Origin of the sequence: Lacibacter cauensis (genome assembly GCF_007830055.1) — a bacterium.
GTDB classification, from domain to species: Bacteria; Bacteroidota; Bacteroidia; order Chitinophagales; family Chitinophagaceae; genus Lacibacter; species Lacibacter cauensis.
The window spans coordinates 86,054-106,257 of record NZ_VLLE01000004.1 but is presented as its reverse complement, the minus strand read 5'-3'; the positions used below and the strand labels follow the sequence as shown (position 1 = coordinate 106,257).

The window sequence follows — 20,204 nt, the reverse complement described above, 5'->3', positions numbered from 1 at the left end:
AATGGATATACTTTCAAAAATACTGCCCAACTGGGAAACGGATCTGTCACTGCAAAAGCAATACGTTCCGAAACTCAAATTCTTTGAGAAGGAAAAAGGCAAGTGGTATTTAAAAAGTCACGACAGCGAAGGAAAAGACAAATTGGTTTACAATGTAGCCACAGGCAAATCTGCACCCGAAGAAATTGTAAGGCAATTATTCCTTACTGAATTGACAGAACATTATCACTATCCCAAAAACAGGTTGAAGTGTGAGCAGAATGTAAGTTTCGGAAGGAACGGACGAGGACGGGCTGATATAGTTGTTTACCAGGAAGACGAAACAACACCGTGGATTTTGGTGGAGGTAAAAGCTCCATCCCAAAAGAATAGCATACAGCAGCTTAAAAGCTATTTGAACAATGAAGGTTCTCCGCTTGGTGTTGGTGTAAACGGTAATGCCATTACAAGGCTTTTTAGACCATACCCAAAAGAGTTTGATGATAGCTTACCAGACATTCCTACTGAAGCGGAATATCAGCAGGTAAAAGATGAAGAACATCCGGCAGCCTCAATCAAAGACATTATTCTTGGCCGTAAGTGGACCTTATCTGAATTAGAGAAGATCAATGAAAATAAGCAGTTCAATCTTCGCAAGATTATTGAAGTGCTGGAAGAACTTGTACTTGCTAATTCCGGTGCAGACAGCTTTACAGAGATTTTCAAACTCATCTACGCAAAGTTGTATGATGAATGGGAGGCAGAAAACAGGAAGGATAAATCCTTGCTTTTCCGCCAATACAAAACAGCAGAAGTAACCAAAAGGGAAATAGGCAAACTGTTTGATGATGCAAAGAAAGAATGGAAAGGAATTTTTGCAGCTTCTGATAGCATTGAATTAACACCGGAACATTTGAACGTTTGTGTTGGTGAACTCACAGAAGTTAAACTGTTTTTCTCCAACCTCCGCATCATTGATGAAGCGTTTGAATATTTAATACCTGATGTTGCTAAAAGCAAGAAAGGGCAATACTTCACACCAAGACCTGTAATTGATTTTTGTGTACGAATGATAAACCCAAGCAATAAGGAATATGTAATTGACCCGGCTTGTGGTTCAGCAGGTTTTCTTGTGCATACAATGGAGTATGTGTGGAATAAATACAAAATGACCACCGAGAAAGCAAAGGTTAATTATGCTTCAAAATATTTATGGGGTATTGACTTTGATGAAAAGTCAGCAAAAATTTCAAGAGCAATAATGCTGATTGCAGGTGATGGTAAAACACACATCTTTAAACAAAACTCTTTGGAGCATCCCAAGTGGACACCTGAAATTACTGTTGAACTTCAAAAAGAAGATTTGATAAGTGATGATAAAAACAAGCACTTGCATTTTGATATAGTAATGAGCAACCCGCCATTCGCAGGCGATATACAGGAAAAATCATTAATCAATCTTTACAATGAAATCTTAGGGCATCGTTACACTTTTAAAATTGATACTGGCAAGATTAAAGCAATGATAAATACCATTGCAGAGGAGTTTGAAATAACCTTTACTGATGAAGGTATTGAAAGCATAATTGCAAAAGTGAAAGAGATAAATAAAGATGAGGAAATTGATTTGGAAAGTGAAGATGACCAGCAGTTTGCTTGTCAGTTAATATCTCAGGTAATGATAGATGCTGTATTGGAAGGCGAATTATTTGAGCCACAATTGACCCCAAGGATAAAAGAAATTATCAACTTCAAAAAGAACGAAAGCAAGTGGGAGAAAGTTGATAGGCATATACTTTTTATTGAGAGGGTTCTTGATTTGTTGAACCCAGGGGGAAGAGCTGTTATTGTTCTGCCACAGGGCATATTCAATAATAGCAGTGAAAAGTATGTTCGGAAGTTTGTAACCAGCAAGGCGAGGATTTTGGCAGTCGTTGGTTTGCATGGCAATAGCTTCAAACCACATACAGGCACAAAAACGAGCTTGTTGTTTCTAAAGAAATATGAAGAAGGCGAAGAGATTAAAGATTATCCAATATTCTTCGCTACAAGCAAAATTAGTTTTAAGAACAACTCAGGGGAGTATATCTTTTTACAGGATAAGGAAGGTAATGTAGTGCTGGATGAAAATAAAAATCCTGTTTACCAAACTGACCTTTCAATGATTGCCGATGCGTATGAGGATTGGGGTAAAAAAAGAGCTAAGGCAGGTGATGTAGCATTTGATTTCTTAAACAACTAAGATGGACATTAGAAAGTATAAAAACTTTGAATACTCAGCAATAAACTTTTCTGCATTAGAAGGCAGATTACGTATTGATGCGGAGTTTTATCATCCAGAATATTTGAGGGTTTATGATGCTGTTACAAGTAAAAAGTATAAAACTCTTGGAAATCTTGATACCGTAATCTTGCATCCTTCAGAGATTAAACGAGAATATTCAGACGAGGGTGTAACTTTTTTTAGAACCCAGAATTTAAGACCATTGAACATTACATTCGAGAGTTCAGAGGTTTTTATCAGTTCAGATGATGCTAAAAAGCTAAAGAGCAACTTAGTAAATCATGGTGATGTTGTAATTACAAGAACAGGAGCAAATTTCGGGGATACTGCAATTTACTTTGGGCAAAGGGAACCATTAATTGCATCTTCTCATATTCTTATCGTTAGAACAAAAAAGGTCAACCCGTTTTATTTGGGCGTTTTCCTTAATTCATTCTATGGTCGGAAATTAATAGATAAAGGAATGTATGGTGGCTTGCAGCCTGAAATTGCACCGTCATATTTGTACACCATCCCGATACCTGTAGTAAGTAAGAAGTTTCAGAATGAGATACAGCAGCTTGTTGAAACATCTTATAGCCTTCAGCAAAAAGCCTTAAAAGAGTATAAGGCAGCAGAAGACATGCTTTTCAAGGAATTGAATTTAGACACTTGGAAGCCAAAGAAAATTAAATTCAAGAACTACAAAGTACAGTTTGAAATTGAGGACAATCACTCAATTATAAAACTAAGTACAATGCTTAAAGGCGACAGATTAGATGCTGAATTTTGGGATGCAGCTTGCCTTGAATTACTTGAACGGTTATCAAAGTTTGAAACAACAAAACTGCGTTCAGAAATAGTAATAAAAAATGGTTTCCCTTTTCAAAGTAAACAGTTTATCGAGGTGGGTGAAGGTGAACCTTTCATAAGGATTAGAGATTGTAAACCTCATTTTATCCAAACAGCCGACCTCACTAAGTTGGATAATGATTATGTAAGAAAACTAAAATTGACAAAGGCAAATACTGGTGATATTGTGATTGGCATGGATGGTCTTAAATGGTTTTATAGCAGTTTAGTTGTGGAGCCAGTATATGTTAATCAGCGTGTATGTCATATTCAAATCAAACCCAAATCGCAATTCACCTCTGAGTATATTCTTCTTGTCATCAATAGTAAAATAGGTCAAATGCAGTTGTTAAGGCAAATGACTATTGCTGACACAGTTGGTCACATCAAGAATACAGATGTAGCAGGTTTAATTATTCCTGTATCTAAGAATGTAAAAGCAATAACAAAAAAGGTTAAGTCGGTTCAGTTAGCAGAGCAGCAGTCGAAGTCATTAATTGACGTGGCGAAAAAGGCAGTTGAAATATTTATTGAACAAGACGAGAAGGAAGCATTTAAGCACATTAAGAACGAACAAAACAAAGTCAAATGAATAAAATTGACATAAACGGCTATAAATCTATTAAAGAGTTAAGCCTAAAGCTCCAACCCATCAATATTCTTATTGGTGCAAACGGAAGTGGTAAAAGTAATTTTTTATCCTTCTTTGATTTTTTAAAGCAGGTGTATAATCGCAATCTACAAGAGTTTGTTGCTCTAAAAGGTATAGATACTTTTTTACACAAGGGAGATAAAGTGACAGAGGAAATTTCAACACACTTGTATTTTCCCAATACCAACGGCTACTCTTTTACAATAAAGAAAGGTGATGCAGGTTTTATTTTCACAAAAGAGGGTTTATGGTATGGTAATAATCCCTATTATAAAAACCCCGTAGATGCTGCATCATTTGGTCCCGAATCTGTTTTGCGTTATCAAACAATCCCAAGAGCAGACTACATAAGAAATTATCTAAAGCAATTAGCGAAATATCACTTTCATGATACTGGTGAAAATTCGCCATTCAATAAGGAATCAAACATTGAGAACGATAAATACTATTTGTATGAAAAGGGTAGCAATCTGGGTGCTTATTTGTATAACATTCAAAAAGAAAAACCTATTGTCTACAATCTCATTGTAAAAACAATCCAGAGCATAGCTCCATACTTTTTAGATTTTTTCTTTCGTCCAGAGAGTAACGGAAACCTGAAACTAAGATGGCAAAGCAAGTATAGTTCTACTGTATATGGTGTAAACGATTTGTCAGATGGTACAATTCGTTTTATTGCTTTAGCAACCTTATTTCTTCAGCCCAATCTACCGGAAACTATCATTATTGATGAACCTGAATTGGGCTTGCACCCAACGGCAATTTCCAAACTTGCAGGGTTGGTAAAATCTGTAGCAGCAAAAAAGTGCCAAGTAATTATTGCAACTCAGTCCACTGACTTAATAAGTCATTTTGAACCAGAAAATGTGATTACAGTTGACCAAAAGAACGGAGAAAGCATTTTTGAAAGGTTAGATTCAGAGAAATTAAAGGTCTGGTTAGAAGATTACACCATAGATGATTTATGGAAAAGAAACATTATTACAACAGGTCAACCAAACTTTTAGTAAATGGTTATGAAAAGGATAATTATGATTTGCGAAGGACCTACAGAGCAAGCATTTGCTAAAACTAACTTACAGGTTCCTTTCATCAACAGAAATATTTATTTGCAAACACCCTTAATTAAGGCATCAAGAGGTGGTATTGTTAAATGGAGTAAATTAAAAGATCAAATCGATACACACCTCAAAGCAGAACCGGATGCTTATGTGACCACCTTTATTGACTATTATGGCATGTATGCAAAATACCAGTTTCCGGGATGGGATGCAGCACATACAATTGTAGACAAATACAGCCGTATGGATAGCCTAGAGCAATCAATGTTACAGAGCATTGACCCACAATTTCAAAATAGATTTATTCCTTATTTGCAATTGCATGAATTTGAAGGATTGCTTTTCAATGATATTGACGTCATCAAAAGTCAAATACCAAAAGAAGATTTAGTAGGTATGGCAGAGCTTGAAAAAACCTTTGCTGATTATGCAAATCCTGAAATGATAAACAACAATAAAGCTACTTCTCCGTCTCATCGTTTAGAAAGAATTATTAACGGTTACAATAAGGTTGTTTATGGTGATATTCTTTCTGAGGCAATTGGTTTGGAACGCATAAGGGCAAAATCTCCAAGATTCAATAATTGGATAACCCGTTTAGAAAATATTTAAACTTTATGCAGCAAGAATTACTCTTAAACATCATTCCATTTGACCCACCTAAAGGGAAACAGAAATTTGCTTTTTATAAGCAGAAACAGGCTGATTATTACCCGGTGTTCAAAGATGATTTGCAAGGGCTTCTTGATGATAAACTTTCTGCATTAGAACTGTTAGAGTTAAACAAACTGTACACAGATTTTCAACCAGCCAAAGAGGGTGCAATAGAACTGGAGATTGACTTATCTGTTTCTTACAGGTTCGCAAATCATTATTACCGTTTTCTCATTCGGGATTATTTCATGGGCATTGCTGACATTATCCATCAGAATTTCACCAGCGAAACAGAAGTATGGTTTCACGACAAGGATAAAAGCAATGCAAAATACAATGTGTACAACCAGTTTACTGTAAAGGTGCAACATGCAAGGGTTACAGATAAACCCGAAATAGTTTTGTCTTATGACGGCACGACAAAAGTTTTTGCTAAACCTGTTTCAGAGATTTACAACTTCAATACTAACCTTTACAATTGGATAGTTTGCAATGGCATCTTATACAAATGGAAGTTTAGACCGCAGGAAGTAATCAATATGCCTGATAAGTGCTTTCCTGTATTGAGTAATGACATCAAACCACATTTAGAGATTGCCCACGATGTACCAAATTTAACAAACCGCTATCCGAGATACCTCAATGTATTGCAAGACTTTTACACCAAGTATTTTGATAACGATACTTTCCGCAACTTAATTCCAATCAGTTCAAATGGTTTTTATAAGCCAATTGCAGAGCAGTATCGGGTCATTAGTTCTACATCAAATGACCTGCTTTATTCAGGCAATAGAACAGGGAAAGAACCCAAGAAAGATTTTAAGTCAAAAGGTCCTTACCAGTTGCCACAAAAGCCAAGCAATTTCAAATTCTTTTTCATTTATCAGCAGTCAGACAAAGCAGGTGCAGTTACCGAGTTATATAAGTATCTGAACAGTGGTTGGAAAGATGATAGATTTCCATTCCCCAAGATGCAGGACTACATCAAAGTTCCTTTTGAGTTAGATATTTCAAAGAACGTTGAGTTTGATACAGTACAAAATGCAGTTACAGCAGTGAAAAATGCTGTGAAAAATGCAGAATGGCTTCCCGATACTCAATACATGGCTTTGTTTGTTAATCCGGTTCCCAAATTAGAGAAAGACGAAGCAAGGAAGAACATCTATTATAAAATCAAAGAAATACTATTGTATGAAGGTGTGCTTTCACAGGTAATCAAAAGCGAACACCTGTACAAAAACGGTAAGCCAAATTCTTACTTCAATACATTCCTGCCACATATTGAAATCGCAATGCTGGCAAAGTTGGGCGGTGTGCCGTGGCGTTTAAACAGACCAACCAATAACGAACTGATTGTTGGCGTTGGAGCATTCTATTCAGTAACAAGAAAAACAAGGTTTGTAGGCTCTGCATTTTGCTTTAATAACGAGGGAATGTTTAAAGGCTTTGACTGTTTTAAAGGCAACGATACTGTAAGTCTTGCAGGTTCTATTCGTGAAGCAGTTGCAAAGTTCATTGCAGTTAATTACACAGCTTCAAGGCTTGTTATTCATTTCTATAAAGACATTGGCAAAAAGGAATTAGAACCCATCCTGAGAACGCTGCATACATTAGGCTTAAATATTCCTGTAATCGTTGTAACCATCAATAAAACAGAAAGCAAAGAACTTTTAGGCTTTGACTTAAAAGACGGCAATAACCTGATGCCTTACAGTGGTACAATTGTAAAAGTTGGTAAATCAGAATACTTGTTGTTCAATAATACCCGTTACGATGCAACGGCAAAACCAGCACAGAAGGAATATCACTTTCCGGTGAAGATTGCTTTGTCATCAACTGTTGAAGGCATGTTAGATGATATGAATTTAGTTGAACAACTCATTGACCAGGTTTATCAGTTCAGCCGTATGTATTGGAAAAGCACCAATCAGCAAAGTTTGCCAGTTACAATCAAATACCCTGAAATGGTTGCAGAGATTTATCCCTATTTCCAACACGACAAACTGCCTGACTTTGGAAGAGAAAGTCTTTGGTTTTTATAATCAATTCGCCATTCTAAATTAATTCAAAATTGGAACCGAGTTTTGTACCATGAAATTGTTACTCATAGAAGATGAAAAGGAGCTTGCAGAGAGCATCAGAAGTTACCTTAAAGGTAATAGCTTCATATGTGAATGGGTAAACAATTTAAAAAATGCAATTGACAAAATTTCAATCTATGAATACGATTGTATTTTACTTGACCTGATGTTGCCTGACGGCAACGGCTTTGAAATTTTGAAGGAATTAAAACGGCAAAATAAAATCGAAGGAGTAATCATCATTTCTGCAAAAGAAACTTTGGACACACGAATTGAAGGGTTCAATTTGGGGGCAGACGACTACCTCACAAAGCCATTTCATTTATCTGAATTGCTTGTAAGAATACAAGCACTCATCAGGCGAAAAAACTTCAAAGGCAACAATCTTGTTGCTTACAACGAAATTGAAATTGATATTCGTTCTAAAACAGTAAAAGTAAAAAGCAAGAAAATTGACATCACTAAAAAAGAAATTGATTTGCTGTTATATTTAATCGGCAATGAAAATAAAGTGCTTTCAAAAAGTGCTATTGCCGAGCATCTTTCAGGCGATATGGCAGATATGTTGGACAACCACGATTTTGTGTATGCCCATATCAAAAATCTTAAAAACAAATTGAAAGATGCAGGTTGCAGCGACTATATAAAAACAGTTTACGGATTAGGTTACAAGTGGCAGAATGACTAAAAAACTATTACATAAAACATCAAGAGCATATTTAATTTTTGCAGTGCTGATTTTAATTATAGCAGCACCTTTGTTTTATTTCCTTACCGAGAAGCTATACATTGATGATGCAGACGAAGCATTGATACTTCGCAAGAATGAATTTTTGCAATTCTCCATTGCACAATTGAAAGAAGCGGACATATCTATTTGGAACAAATTTAACCGTGATATAAAAATTATTGTAGCAAAGCCCCTACAAAAAGACACCATTTTTTACAGCTATTATTACGACACACTTAATTCCGAAAACGAACCATACAGGGAACTCAATTTACCTGTTTCCATTGAAGGAAAACCCTACACCTATTCAGCACGAATTAACTTAGTGGAAACAGAAGATTTAATGAAAAGCATTGCACTTCTTTTCTTAATCATCATTTCGCTGTTGCTTGTTGGCTTATTAATTATCAATAAAAGATTATCGCAAAATCTTTGGAAACCTTTTTACGAAACCTTGCAGAAAATTGAGCAATTTGAAATTGACAAATCCAATCAACCTAAACTTACCAATACCAACATTGAGGAATTTAACCGCCTAAATCAAAGCATTGAAAAACTGATTGAACGCAATACTTCCATTTACCACAGCCAACGGGAATTTATAGAAAACGCAGCACACGAATTACAAACGCCTTTAGCCGTTTTTCAGGCAAAGATTGATACACTTATTCAGAGTGCAGAATTTACAGAGCAGCAAAACCAAATTTTAAGTTCATTAAACGATAGTGTATCAAGGTTAAACCGCCTCAACAAAAATCTATTACTGCTTTCTAAAATTGAAAACGACAACTACAACGAGAAACAAACAATCAGTTTGTATGAAGCAATTGAAAAGCACCTTGATTTTTTTACCGAACAGGCAAAGGCAAAAAATCTTATAATAAAAACAGAATTGAATGAAACCGTTTCAACAAATTCAAATCCTGTTTTGACGGAAATCCTTATCAGTAATTTGTTTCTAAATGCCATTCGGCATAATATAAGTGATGGGCAAATAGTTGTAATCCTTTCAAGCAATTCGCTTACCTTTTCAAACACAGGACAACCACAACCTTTGGTTGCAGATAAGTTATTCAACCGCTTTGCAAAATCCAACCCATCCGAACAAGGAAACGGCTTGGGTTTGGCTATCATCAAGAAGATTGCAGACCTGAACAACTGGAAAATCACCTACTCATTTGCCGACAATTTTCATTCGTTTTCGGTGGCTTTCTAAAAATTCTAAATTTCTTCTAAATCGGGTTGCAACTTTGCCCTGTAAATTTTAATTCACTTCATAAACAAGGCAATGAAAAAGTTAGCTTCAATGTTAGTTGCAGCGGTGATTACATCACTCACCTTTGCACAAAAAATACAGGAAAAAGATGTTCCTGCATCCGTAAAAACATCCTTTCAAAAACACTATCCAAGCATCAAAGAAGTAAAGTGGGATAAGGAAGGAGAAAAGTTTGAAGCAAGTTTTGACCTCAATAAAATTGACAATTCAGTTTTGTTTGATGCACAAGGCAACATACTGGAAGCCGAAGTAGAAATTGAATTAAACCAATTGCCAAAAGGAATTTTGGAGTATGTGGCAAGCAACTACAAAGGACAAAAGGTAAAAGAAGCTGCAAAAATTACTGATGCCAGAGGCACGGTTACTTATGAAGCCGAAATTAAAGGCTTGGATTTATTGTTTGATAGCAACGGAAAATTCATTAAAGAAACGAAGGATTAAAACCACAACCATGAATAAACTAATAATTCTATTCGCATTTACAGTTCTGATTTTATCCGCTTGCAACCAAGCCGCTAAAACCCGACAAGTTCCAGCTAACATTTCAGAAGCATTTGTAAAACTTCATCCCAACGCAACTATTTTGAAATGGAATGATGAACCGCCAATTTGGGAAGCCAAATACAAAGATGGAGAAGAAAAAGGAGCAGTATCGTTTAACGACAAAGCAGAGGTAACAGAAACAGAATTGGTAATTGCCGAAAGCCAGTTGCCAAATGCCTCCGCTATTCCCGATTACATCAAAGCCCACTACCCCAACGAAAAAATTCAGGGCTGCGAAAAAATAACCAAACAGGATGGCTCTAATACCTATGAAATCCAAATCACAGGAAAAGAAATTGTGTTTGATGGAGAAGGAAAATATTTATCAGAAGAAAAAGATTAAGATGCAAAAACTCATTCTTGCATTACTGCTTTTAGCTACCAATATTTGTTTCGCACAAAACAATTTGAGTTATTACACAACAGCAGCCAAGCAAAACAGCCCATTAATTAACGACAACAAAAATCAAAGTAAGGCAAACCAGTTAGATGCTGAACGCCTGAAAGCCCTTTATACCAAACCACAAATTGGCGTAACCGCCAATTACCTTTTTTCACCAATCATTTCAACCGACAATAACAAAACTTCATTTGAGCCAAACTCAAACGGAGCAACCAATTATTACGGTTATGACTTTGCTGCAACAAATGGAGGAACATATCAGGCATTACTCAATGTTACCCAACCTCTTTTTAACGGACAACGCTACAAAACAGCCAGTGAGCAATTAACAGTTACTTCTCAAATCAATCAGAACAACAGCAAACTAACCGAACACGATATTGAGAAAATTGTAACTGACCAATACATTTTGTGTTTGCAGGACAATAAGCAAACTGATTATGCAGAAGCAATGGTAAAATTGCTGGAAGACCAAAAAGATGTGTTGAAAAAGTTAGTGGAAAGCAGCATCTACAAACAATCCGACCTTACCCTGCTGAATATTGAACACCAAAATTATTTGGCTCAACTAACCAATTTCAAAGCCACCTACCGCAGAGATCTAATGGACTTAAACATTCTTTGCGGAATTAACGACACAGCTTTAGTGCAACTTCAAAACACTAATCTGACTTTGAATAGCACCGTTTCTAATTCAATGTTTTTGGAAAAATATCATTTGGATAGTTTGAATTTAATTGCACAGCAAAAAGCATTTGAACTAAAATATAAACCGCAGGTAAGTCTTTTTGCAAACACCGGACTGAATGCAGTTTATGCACCAACAATTCCCAAACGCTTCGGCATTAGTGCCGGATTAACTTTTACTTACAACTTTTTTGATGGAAATCAGAAGTCAATCAACAGAAATAAGACACAGGTTTTGGAGCAATCGGTTTCGTTTTACAAAAGCAATTTCATTACTCAAAACACTGTTCGCAAATCAAAAATATTAACCGAACTGCAATCTTATACAGACCGCATTTCCATTGCAGAACAGCAACTAAAAGATTATAAGGTATTGCTGAATAGTTACAAAAAAGAAATCCTGTCAGGACAACTATCTATAATCAATTACACGATGGTGTTGAAGAATATGGCAACGGCTCAACGGGATTATACCTTGCTTTTTTCACAACAGCAATCACTCATAAACGCATACAATTATTGGAACTGGTAAATAACAACAAAGAGAAATGAAACAACTACGCAAATACTTTTCAATCGCTTTGGTTTTGGTTTTAGCTTCCTGCGGAAGTAAAACAGAAACAAAAACGGAACAAAACACAATACCTAAAACACCAGTTGAAGTTGTTTCAATCAGCAACGGTTCCATCAACGATGAACTGACTTTGTTTGGCACAACCATCTACTTAAAACGAAATTTGGTTACAGCTCCTATTCCGGCATTTATCACGCAGGTAAATGTGAAACTGGGCGATAAAGTGAGCAAAGGCGATGTGTTGTATGTGTTGCAATCAAAGGAAAGCAGAGCTTTAGGAACGGATGTTTCAAAGGTTGACAGCACACTCAAAAACTTTGGAATAATTAAAGTTACCGCATCAGCAACGGGCATAATTTCAACATTAGACAAACAACAAGCAGGTGACTATGTGTTAGAAGGAACGCAACTTTGCACCATAGCCGAAAGCAACGATTTAGTTTTTCAGGTAAATGTGCCTTATGAATTTACTGCTTATACAAAAACAGGAAACACTTGCACACTTATTTTACCCGACAACACACAGCATTCAGCAACATTCACAAAGGCACTAACAGCAATGAATGTAACCGCACAAACTCAAACCATTTTAGCAAAGTGCAATGAAAATTTATTTCTCCCTGAAAATATGATGGTAAAAGTAGGCATCAGCAAAGGCACACAAAACAAAAAACAAGTGTTGCCAAAATCCTGCGTATTGAGTGATGAAATGATGAAAGAGTTTTGGGTAATGAAACTCATTAACGACAGCACCGCAATTAAAATTCCTGTTACAGTCGGCAATAAAAATTCAGACCGTATAGAAGTTTTATCGCCACAGTTCAATATTACCGATAAAATAGTAAGCAAAGGAAATTACGGTTTGCCCGACACCGCTTTAATATCAATCACAACCCTTAAAGCGAAATGAGCAAACAAAACATTTTCCAAATCTTCAAAAAGCCAATTCTATTTATTGGTTTACTGCTTTTGGCAGCAGGTATATTTTCTTATACCCAAATGCAAACCAATCTTTTTCCCGAAGTATTATTTCCAAGAATTACTTTAATTGCCGATGCGGGGCAGCAGCCTATTGACCGCATGATGATAACCGTTACAAAGCCTTTGGAGAGTGCAGCAAAAAAGGTGAAAGGAGTAAAGGTTGTAAAGAGCAGTACCAGTAGGGGAAGTTGTGTAATTGATATTTTCTTTGATTGGGGTTCAGATATTTACAATGCCAAAACACAGGTAGAAAGCCGTATCAATGAAATTAAAAACTTCCTTCCGCAAGGCGTGAGTATTGCAGCCGAAGCAATGAACCAAAGCACTTTTCCTGTTTATGGCTTCACCTTAGAAAGCAAGAAACACAGTTTAGTTGCACTAAAAGACAAAGCCAATCTCATTGTCCGACCTATGTTTTCGCAGGTAAACGGCATTTCAAATGTGGTGGTTCGTGGAGGAAAAAATAAAGAGTTTGTAATTGTTCCCGATGCGATAAAAATGGCATCGCTGGGCATTACACCGAATACAATTATCAATGTTTTCAATAGCAATAATTATGTGTTGTCAAATGGTGCGGTAGAAGATTTCAGCCGTTTGTATTTGTCGCTTACCGACACAAGGGTAATGGACATTGAAGAATTGGAAAACACCATTATAAAAAACGATGGAACACGATTAATCAAACTAAAAGACATTGCTAAAATTGAATTAAAAGAACAAGTAGAATTTGTGGTTGTAAACGCAAATGGACACGATGCAGTATTGATTGACTTGGTAAAACAACCTGGAATAAACTTGATTGATTTTGCAAAAGAATGTGAGAGCAAAGCAGCCGAAATTCAAAAGCAATTGCCCGAAGGGATGGTGCTGAAACCTTACTACAATCAATCTGCTTTTGTTGGCGACAGCATCCACAGCGTAATTAAAACCATTTACGAAGGTTTGTTTTTAGCTATCATCGTAATGATTATTTTCCTTCGTTCATGGAGGGCAAGTTTGGTTGTAATGCTTACAATTCCGGTAACATTAGCATTCACCATTTTTGTTTTATACTTAGTAGGAATAAGCATAAACATTATGTCATTGGGTGCTATTGCTGCGTCCATTGGTTTGATAATAGATGATGCCATCGTAATCATAGAACAGATTTACAGAAAGCACGAAGACGAACCCGAAAAAAACCGTTTTAGTGTTGTAAAGGAGGCTATACACGAATTATTTCCCGCCATGATTGGTTCTTCATTAGCAACCATTGTAATACATTTTCCTTTCCGAATGATGAGTGGTTTAGCAGGAAGCTTTTTCAAAGAGCTTTCAGACACTATGCAGCTTACTATGGTAACTTCGTTTCTTGTAACATGGTTGTTATTGCCTGTCTTTCATATCATAATTGGCTTTAAACAGCCTAAAAAAACGCATCACAAAACAGCCGAACAAAGCATTCGCAAACTGAAATGGCTTACTTGGTTTTTTAACAAACCAGTATTTGCCTTTTCATTGATAATTATTTTTGTGTTATCAGCATGGTTTAGTTTCGGAAAATTGGAAACAGGTTTTTTGCCCGATTTAGACGAAGGCACAATTGTATTAGATTATTTCATGCCACCCGGAACATCATTGAAGGAAACTGACAGAGTATTAAGGGAAATTGAAAAAATAATCATTGCCCATCCCGATGTTGAAACATACAGCCGAAGAACAGGAATAAGAATGGCATTTAGCACCGTTCCGCAGAACTTTGGCGATTACTCTATTCAGCTAAAACAACACCGCACAAAAACAACAGTAGATGTAATTGATGATTTACGAAAGGAAATTTCAGCCAAACAACCCGTATTACATATTTCATTTGGACAACGTATAGCCGATTTGTTAGGCGATTTAATGAGCACACCTTCACCTATTGAAGTAAAGTTTTTTGGAGATGATTACACCCAATTACAAAACATTACCAAACAAGCCGAAGAAATAATAGGAAACATTCAAGGCATTGCAGATATTGATAACGGTTTACGAATTGCGGGTCCTTCATTGGTATTCACACCCAATCAGGAACTATTAAATCAATACAAAATTTCGTTGCTTGATTTTCAGACACAACTTTCAGCTTATACAGGCGGAATTACTTTGGGCATCAACTCCAATCAACCCATTCCATCGCCTGCACAGGCAGCCATGACAGCAGGAATACAAGTAGGGCAAATTCAGGAAGGCGAACAAATGCGAAGAATTGTAATGCGGTTTGCCGATATGAATATAAATGATTTGGAACACATCAAACGGCAACTCATTTTTTTACCTGACGGAACAACAAGACCACTCACATTTTTTTGTGATGTAAAAATTGTTCAAGGCGAAAACGAACAACGCAGAGAAAACTTAAAATCTTGCGTAGTGCTTACAGCCCGATTAGATAATAGAGATTTAGGAAGTGCCATTACCGAAATTCAGCAACAACTTAATTCAAAATTGCCATTGCCAAAAGGATATTCCATTGCTTATGGCGGTGCATATTCCGAGCAACAACAATCATTTAAAGAACTCCTGCTTATCCTTATCATGGCTACACTTTTAGTGTTCGGAGTATTTATGTTTTTATTTAAAGAATGGTTGCTTTCACTTTTACTTCTTTTCATTTCTATCATGGGTATTTGCGGTTGCATCATTGCCTTATATCTCACAAACATTCCTTTAAATGTAAGCAGTTACACAGGCATCATTATGATTGTGGGCATACTGGCAGAAAATGCAATTTTCACCGTTGCACAATACCGTTTCAATATGCAACAAACAAACAATGTTGACCAATCAATAAACTATGCAATCGCTTTGCGTATCCGACCAAAACTAATGACAGCTATCGGAGCCATTTTAGCCCTTATGCCTTTGGCGTTAGGAATTGGGTTAGGTGCTCAAATGCAGCAACCTTTGGCAGTAGCTGTGATTGGTGGGTTTGTGGTAGGCTTGCCGATGTTATTGTTGGTATTTCCAAGTTTAATGCGGTTGTTGTATAGAAATAAACAAAAATATTAAACACTATCTTTTATTATGGAAAAATGGATTTTATATGCAATCATTTCAATGCTGTTTGCAGGGCTTACATCTGTCATTGCAAAATTTGGAATGAAAGATTTAAGCAGCGACACCGCTTTAGCAGTGCGGACAGCAGTTGTGTTTTCAATTGTTGGTGCAAACGCTTTTTTGTTTCGCAATGCTTTTGTTGAATTACAACAAACTTCCTCCAAAAATTTGATGTTTCTTGCAATTTCAGGCATCACAACTTCATTGTCGTGGATATTTTATTACCGTGCAATGAAAGAAGGGCAAGTTTCGTATGTAGCTTCTATTGATAAGGCAAGTATTGTAGTAACATTAATTCTTTCATTCATAATTCTCAAAGAACCAATCACAGGAAAACTTTTAGCAGGTGCAGCATTTATTTTAACAGGCATGATAATTTTGATTTGGAAATGAAAGGACTATTTGCAGTATTCATCATCAGGTGCTATAAAAGTCTTTAAAAATTTGAAATAATTTATTTGATAAGTTCCTCAAGTTCAGATTAATCAAGGGATAAACATTTCCGTTGAATATGTGGCACTATTTTGCTATTTTTGCATACCCAAAACAGGAAATGGTGTCTTCCTGACCCAACCGCTTCTTAAAGCTAATGGCACCTACAAATAGTAATATCATTACATCATAATCTATTTGTAGGATGAACAAAAACAAATACTCTTTTGAACAAGTAAAAATTGCGAGGCATTTACTTTATTGGACAGCCCTTATCGTTCCCATTTCATTTGTCACAGGCTCATTAGTTGCCCTGTTCCTTTGGTTGCTCGATATAGCCACAGCCACACGATGGAATAATCTTTGGCTTATTTTCTTACTACCCTTAGCTGGTCTGCTCATCACATTTCTTTACAAGTTTTACGGTAAAAATTCTGATGCAGGTAATAACCTCATCATGGACGAAATACACAAGCCAGGGGGCGGCATTCCTACACTAATGACGCCCTTGGTTTTATTCTCTACCATAATTACACATCTCTTTGGTGGTTCAGCAGGTAGAGAAGGAACAGCAGTTCAAATGGGGGGTAGTATTTCATCTTTATTTTCACATTGGTACAAACTAAAACACCGAGACAAGAGAATAATGCTCATGTGTGGCATGTCAGCAGGTTTCGGTGCAGTATTCGGAACCCCTATAGCAGGTGCAGTATTTGCGATGGAAGTGCTTGCTATCGGCAGAATTAAATACGATGCCCTTACTCCCTGTTTAATTGCTAGTGTCCTTGCCGACATTACTTGTTCTGCTTATGGCATTCACCACACCCACTACAGCATTGCATTTATCGGTGAAATTAAAGATACTACACGTTGGCTGCCTTATCTCTCATTCGATTTTCTATTGCTTGCCAAAGTAATTGTTGCAAGTGCAGCCTTTGGTTTGGTTGGCTATTTGTTTGCTGAAACATCACACATGATTAAAGACGGAGCAGCAAAGTACATCCACAACAATTGGATAACACCCTTTATCGGTGCAGCACTGGTTATCGGCATCAGCTATGCTTTGGGCACATTTGATTATCTGGGTTTAGGTGTCACCAATCCTACAAGTGGCGTAAGCATTGTTTCCGCATTTCATACAAATGGTGCAGATACATGGAGTTGGTTTTGGAAATTATTATTAACTGCCATTACATTAAGCACAGGCTTTAAAGGCGGTGAAGTAACCCCGTTGTTTTTTATTGGTGCAACACTTGGAAATACATTAGCAACCATCAGTGGTTCACCTGTTGATTTATTTGCTGGACTTGGCTTCATTGCAGTTTTTGCAGGAGCAACCAACACCCCACTTGCCTGTACCCTGATGGGTGTAGAATTATTCGGCTCTAACAATGTCGTTTACTATGCAGTGGCTTGTTTCACTGCCTATTATTTCAGTGGACATTCAGGCATTTATGGTTCGCAAAGAGTAGCGGTATCAAAGTTTCACTTAACACATACAGAAGAACACACTATCAAAGAAATCAAGCAAAAAAATAAGAAAGCATGAGTGAAGAATTGAAAATTACAAAGATTGGAAAGCTCCGCATCTACATGACCACAGGCGAAGCGGTGAAGTCGAAAACGTTGTTGAGAAAACTCTTTCCAAAAACAAAATACCTGAAGATTATGCAGGAAGCAAAGGCATCGGGCATTATGAATGCCCATGTTTTTCATACCCATGCAGCCGTTCAAAAAGGTGGTCAAATGGCACATCATTCTGTAGAAGGCGACAATTCAGGCTTGACTGTTTGCATCGAATTGGTAGATGACAGAGAGAAGCTGCAATCATTTTTTAAAACGCATAAAGACATTTTAAAAAACAACACTGTTATCTACAAAGAAGTAGAATACTGGGAATACAAAGAATAAGCTATGCTGAAAATAATAATAAGCATTTGCCTCGGTGGTGCAATGGGTTCATTGCTTCGCTATGCAACAGGTGTATGGATAGCAAGACACAGTCATTTCGTATTTCCCTATGCTACCTTTGCAGTGAATGTAGTAGGCTGCTTTTTTATAGGATTGTTTTATGCCTTTTCAGAACGGTATCATTGGTTTACACCCGAATGGCGATTGTTTTTCATTACAGGTTTTTGTGGTGGCTTAACTACATTTTCTGCATTTGCTTACGAGAACATTAAATTACTACAGGAAGGTAACACACTGCTCTTTGTTCTATACAGCTTAGGAAGTTTTGCAGCAGCGTTGTTAGCAGTTGTAGCAGGTATTAATAGCATTAAACTAATATAACTACAATATGGTACAGGAAACCACTTTTAAAAGAATACTCATAGCCGTTGATAGTAGCCCATTTTCTTTGAAAACCGCAAAAGTTGGTTTCCAGTTAGTACATGCACTGGATGCAGAAGTAGCCTTGTTGTATGTAATTGACAGAACAAAAGAAAGTGTAAACATAGAAACAGGTCCGACCAGGGAACAAAGCGAAATGATTTTACTGAAAGAAGCACAGGAAACCCTTGAGCAGATGATTAAAATGTACAATGGTGCAAAACAGTTATACAAGTTTACACCCGAAGGTTTTCCGAAAGAAGAAATACTGAATACAGCAAAAGAATGGGAAGCAGGGGTAATTGTAATAGGTACACATGGTAGAACTGGCTTATCGCATTTTTTTCAAGGAAGTATAGCTGAATATGTTGTGAAACACGCCAACGTTCCCGTTTTAGTTATTCCACCTCAAATTAAATAAGAAAAGATTTTTTGTGAAACCACTGATAACAGTTGTTTAATCCCAAAGTATTGTCATATAACATTTTGGAAAACTAATACAAGTGGATTTTTTTTAGTTGCTTCCCCTGCGGTCGGGCTTTACGCTACAATCTTTTTGTCCGGAACACAAATCCTGACACGCAAAAAGGATTTCCGCTTCAAATGGAGCGAAGCGTAATTCACGAATACCAAAATCAAACAAAAATTACATTCGTAATCCCTAAGCCGGATAAATCAGTGTTCGTTCCTCACGAAGTTAATAGACCCACCCTGCCAACCCACAAGCACGGCTTATGCAGTGGCTACCGCACAAGGCAAACGCTTCCACTGCATCTATGGTGTTGCCGCCATTTTTAACTGTCATACTTTTTGTGTGGTGTGTGCCAACGCATACAGCACATTGCTATCCTCATTCCGTCCCGAAAAAATCGGGACTCCATTGCGGTAGCAAAGAGCTGTGCCACCCTTCACACCAAACAAAAAGACGCTACACTCCAACCACCACCACCGTTTCGCTTATGCCAGTATAAAAATTGGCGGAAGCTACTTAAACATAATGTTGCCTTATGTGTTCGCTTCGCACAGCCTTTTGCTATCGCTTATGCAAGCATCCAACCGCACAGGCTGTCACATAAGAACATTATGTTAAGTATCCAACACCATAGCACTTTTTATCAAAAGTGAAGCCGTGCTTTTTGCCAACGCACCCCACCCGAAGACCCACGACACCCCGCCACCCTTTCAGCAGTGCAGAAAAAAATAAAGCATGATTAGTTTTATTGCCATGTGCTTGCGGTCAGTTCATTCACTGCATCTCCATTTCGTTCAGGCGTTTCGTTCATTTCGCTTCGCTTCATTCTCTACACTATCCTTCACTACATTTCGCCTTCGTTCATTTCACTCACCTCAGCACCGCACAGCAAAAGCAATTCCCTCTCTTCATTTCGCAAATCCATCACACAGGCTTTCCGTGTCATGGCATTTGCTTTACCTCTGCTTCAATGGCTTTTGTGTTTAGATAATTTACAAAAGCCGCAAACGCTTCAAAGCAAATTGCTCATGCCACTACAAGCCACCCTTGCAGTTTGCTCCATTCCGTTCAGTCATTGCATTTGCTCTTAACCCACCGCACGATTGAAAGCGGTATGCTTTATTTTTTCTGCGAAGTGTTTACCTCAGCCAA

The 20,204-nt window shown here is 37.1% G+C and carries 17 protein-coding genes and 1 riboswitch; all 17 genes read left to right on the top strand.

Features of this window, described 5'->3' with window-relative positions; translation table 11 throughout:
• Position 1 precedes the first annotated feature (1 nt).
• A complete protein-coding gene (locus IQ13_RS10585; protein WP_144886349.1) occupies positions 2 to 2,221 on the top strand; it encodes a type I restriction-modification system subunit M in 2,220 nt (739 codons plus the stop codon).
• Position 2,222: 1 nt separating this feature from the next.
• Complete coding sequence (locus IQ13_RS10580; RefSeq protein ID WP_144886348.1) at positions 2,223 to 3,686, top strand: restriction endonuclease subunit S domain-containing protein; 1,464 nt, start codon at positions 2,223 to 2,225, stop codon at positions 3,684 to 3,686.
• Entirely contained in the window at positions 3,683 to 4,753 is a 1,071-nt protein-coding gene (locus tag IQ13_RS10575; RefSeq protein ID WP_144886347.1) for an AAA family ATPase, read from the top strand. Before IQ13_RS10580 ends, IQ13_RS10575 begins: the two co-directional genes overlap by 4 nt.
• Positions 4,754 to 4,762: 9 nt before the next feature.
• Positions 4,763 to 5,419, top strand: a complete 657-nt coding sequence (locus IQ13_RS10570; RefSeq protein ID WP_144886346.1) for a DUF4276 family protein — start codon at positions 4,763 to 4,765, stop codon at positions 5,417 to 5,419.
• Between the two features lie 5 nt (positions 5,420 to 5,424).
• Positions 5,425 to 7,503 (top strand): Piwi domain-containing protein, encoded by a 2,079-nt coding sequence (locus IQ13_RS10565; protein WP_144886345.1) that lies wholly within the window; start codon positions 5,425 to 5,427, stop codon positions 7,501 to 7,503.
• 49 nt (positions 7,504 to 7,552) lie between these two features.
• Entirely contained in the window at positions 7,553 to 8,230 is a 678-nt protein-coding gene (locus tag IQ13_RS10560) for a response regulator transcription factor (RefSeq protein ID WP_144886344.1), read from the top strand.
• Complete coding sequence (locus tag IQ13_RS10555) at positions 8,223 to 9,488, top strand: sensor histidine kinase (RefSeq protein ID WP_144886343.1); 1,266 nt, start codon at positions 8,223 to 8,225, stop codon at positions 9,486 to 9,488. The genes IQ13_RS10560 and IQ13_RS10555 overlap by 8 nt, the downstream gene beginning before the upstream one ends.
• Positions 9,489 to 9,560: 72 nt before the next feature.
• On the top strand, positions 9,561 to 9,989 hold the full coding sequence (locus IQ13_RS10550; RefSeq protein WP_144886342.1) for a PepSY-like domain-containing protein: 429 nt from the start codon (positions 9,561 to 9,563) through the stop codon (positions 9,987 to 9,989).
• Positions 9,990 to 9,999: 10 nt separating this feature from the next.
• Positions 10,000 to 10,434, top strand: a complete 435-nt coding sequence (locus IQ13_RS10545) for a PepSY-like domain-containing protein (protein ID WP_158637369.1) — start codon at positions 10,000 to 10,002, stop codon at positions 10,432 to 10,434.
• A 1-nt stretch (position 10,435) separates the two neighbouring features.
• Positions 10,436 to 11,713: a TolC family protein gene (locus tag IQ13_RS10540; protein ID WP_158637368.1), complete on the top strand. Its 1,278-nt coding sequence runs from the start codon at positions 10,436 to 10,438 to the stop codon at positions 11,711 to 11,713.
• A gap of 16 nt (positions 11,714 to 11,729) precedes the next feature.
• Entirely contained in the window at positions 11,730 to 12,665 is a 936-nt protein-coding gene (locus IQ13_RS10535) for an efflux RND transporter periplasmic adaptor subunit (RefSeq protein ID WP_144886339.1), read from the top strand.
• Positions 12,662 to 15,769 carry an efflux RND transporter permease subunit gene (locus IQ13_RS10530; RefSeq protein WP_144886338.1) on the top strand — a complete coding sequence of 1,036 codons (3,108 nt, stop codon included), beginning with the start codon at positions 12,662 to 12,664 and terminating at the stop codon, positions 15,767 to 15,769. Before IQ13_RS10535 ends, IQ13_RS10530 begins: the two co-directional genes overlap by 4 nt.
• A gap of 15 nt (positions 15,770 to 15,784) precedes the next feature.
• Positions 15,785 to 16,210: an EamA family transporter gene (locus IQ13_RS10525; protein ID WP_144886337.1), complete on the top strand. Its 426-nt coding sequence runs from the start codon at positions 15,785 to 15,787 to the stop codon at positions 16,208 to 16,210.
• 147 nt (positions 16,211 to 16,357) lie between these two features.
• A riboswitch (Fluoride riboswitch) is annotated at positions 16,358 to 16,423 on the top strand.
• Positions 16,424 to 16,454: 31 nt separating this feature from the next.
• A complete protein-coding gene (locus IQ13_RS10520; protein ID WP_144886336.1) occupies positions 16,455 to 17,798 on the top strand; it encodes a voltage-gated chloride channel family protein in 1,344 nt (447 codons plus the stop codon).
• On the top strand, positions 17,795 to 18,160 hold the full coding sequence (locus IQ13_RS10515) for a DUF190 domain-containing protein (RefSeq protein ID WP_144886335.1): 366 nt from the start codon (positions 17,795 to 17,797) through the stop codon (positions 18,158 to 18,160). Before IQ13_RS10520 ends, IQ13_RS10515 begins: the two co-directional genes overlap by 4 nt.
• A gap of 3 nt (positions 18,161 to 18,163) precedes the next feature.
• Complete coding sequence (crcB, locus tag IQ13_RS10510) at positions 18,164 to 18,541, top strand: fluoride efflux transporter CrcB (protein WP_144886334.1); 378 nt, start codon at positions 18,164 to 18,166, stop codon at positions 18,539 to 18,541.
• 7 nt (positions 18,542 to 18,548) lie between these two features.
• Complete coding sequence (locus IQ13_RS10505) at positions 18,549 to 19,001, top strand: universal stress protein (protein ID WP_144886333.1); 453 nt, start codon at positions 18,549 to 18,551, stop codon at positions 18,999 to 19,001.
• Positions 19,002 to 20,204 lie beyond the last annotated feature (1,203 nt).

What these genes read in the sequence shown, in the direction of transcription:
- IQ13_RS10525 (WP_144886337.1), top strand. Translation starts at nt 15,785, where the DNA reads ATGGAAAAATGGATTTTATATGCAATCATTTCAATGCTGTTTGCAGGG.
- IQ13_RS10515 (WP_144886335.1), top strand. Translation starts at nt 17,795, where the DNA reads ATGAGTGAAGAATTGAAAATTACAAAGATTGGAAAGCTCCGCATCTAC.
- IQ13_RS10565 (WP_144886345.1), top strand. Translation starts at nt 5,425, where the DNA reads ATGCAGCAAGAATTACTCTTAAACATCATTCCATTTGACCCACCTAAA.
- IQ13_RS10505 (WP_144886333.1), top strand. Translation starts at nt 18,549, where the DNA reads ATGGTACAGGAAACCACTTTTAAAAGAATACTCATAGCCGTTGATAGT.
- IQ13_RS10550 (WP_144886342.1), top strand. Translation starts at nt 9,561, where the DNA reads ATGAAAAAGTTAGCTTCAATGTTAGTTGCAGCGGTGATTACATCACTC.
- IQ13_RS10540 (WP_158637368.1), top strand. Translation starts at nt 10,436, where the DNA reads ATGCAAAAACTCATTCTTGCATTACTGCTTTTAGCTACCAATATTTGT.
- IQ13_RS10520 (WP_144886336.1), top strand. Translation starts at nt 16,455, where the DNA reads ATGAACAAAAACAAATACTCTTTTGAACAAGTAAAAATTGCGAGGCAT.
- crcB (WP_144886334.1), top strand. Translation starts at nt 18,164, where the DNA reads ATGCTGAAAATAATAATAAGCATTTGCCTCGGTGGTGCAATGGGTTCA.
- IQ13_RS10545 (WP_158637369.1), top strand. Translation starts at nt 10,000, where the DNA reads ATGAATAAACTAATAATTCTATTCGCATTTACAGTTCTGATTTTATCC.
- IQ13_RS10570 (WP_144886346.1), top strand. Translation starts at nt 4,763, where the DNA reads ATGAAAAGGATAATTATGATTTGCGAAGGACCTACAGAGCAAGCATTT.
- IQ13_RS10575 (WP_144886347.1), top strand. Translation starts at nt 3,683, where the DNA reads ATGAATAAAATTGACATAAACGGCTATAAATCTATTAAAGAGTTAAGC.
- IQ13_RS10560 (WP_144886344.1), top strand. Translation starts at nt 7,553, where the DNA reads ATGAAATTGTTACTCATAGAAGATGAAAAGGAGCTTGCAGAGAGCATC.
- IQ13_RS10530 (WP_144886338.1), top strand. Translation starts at nt 12,662, where the DNA reads ATGAGCAAACAAAACATTTTCCAAATCTTCAAAAAGCCAATTCTATTT.
- IQ13_RS10585 (WP_144886349.1), top strand. Translation starts at nt 2, where the DNA reads ATGGATATACTTTCAAAAATACTGCCCAACTGGGAAACGGATCTGTCA.
- IQ13_RS10555 (WP_144886343.1), top strand. Translation starts at nt 8,223, where the DNA reads ATGACTAAAAAACTATTACATAAAACATCAAGAGCATATTTAATTTTT.
- IQ13_RS10580 (WP_144886348.1), top strand. Translation starts at nt 2,223, where the DNA reads ATGGACATTAGAAAGTATAAAAACTTTGAATACTCAGCAATAAACTTT.
- IQ13_RS10535 (WP_144886339.1), top strand. Translation starts at nt 11,730, where the DNA reads ATGAAACAACTACGCAAATACTTTTCAATCGCTTTGGTTTTGGTTTTA.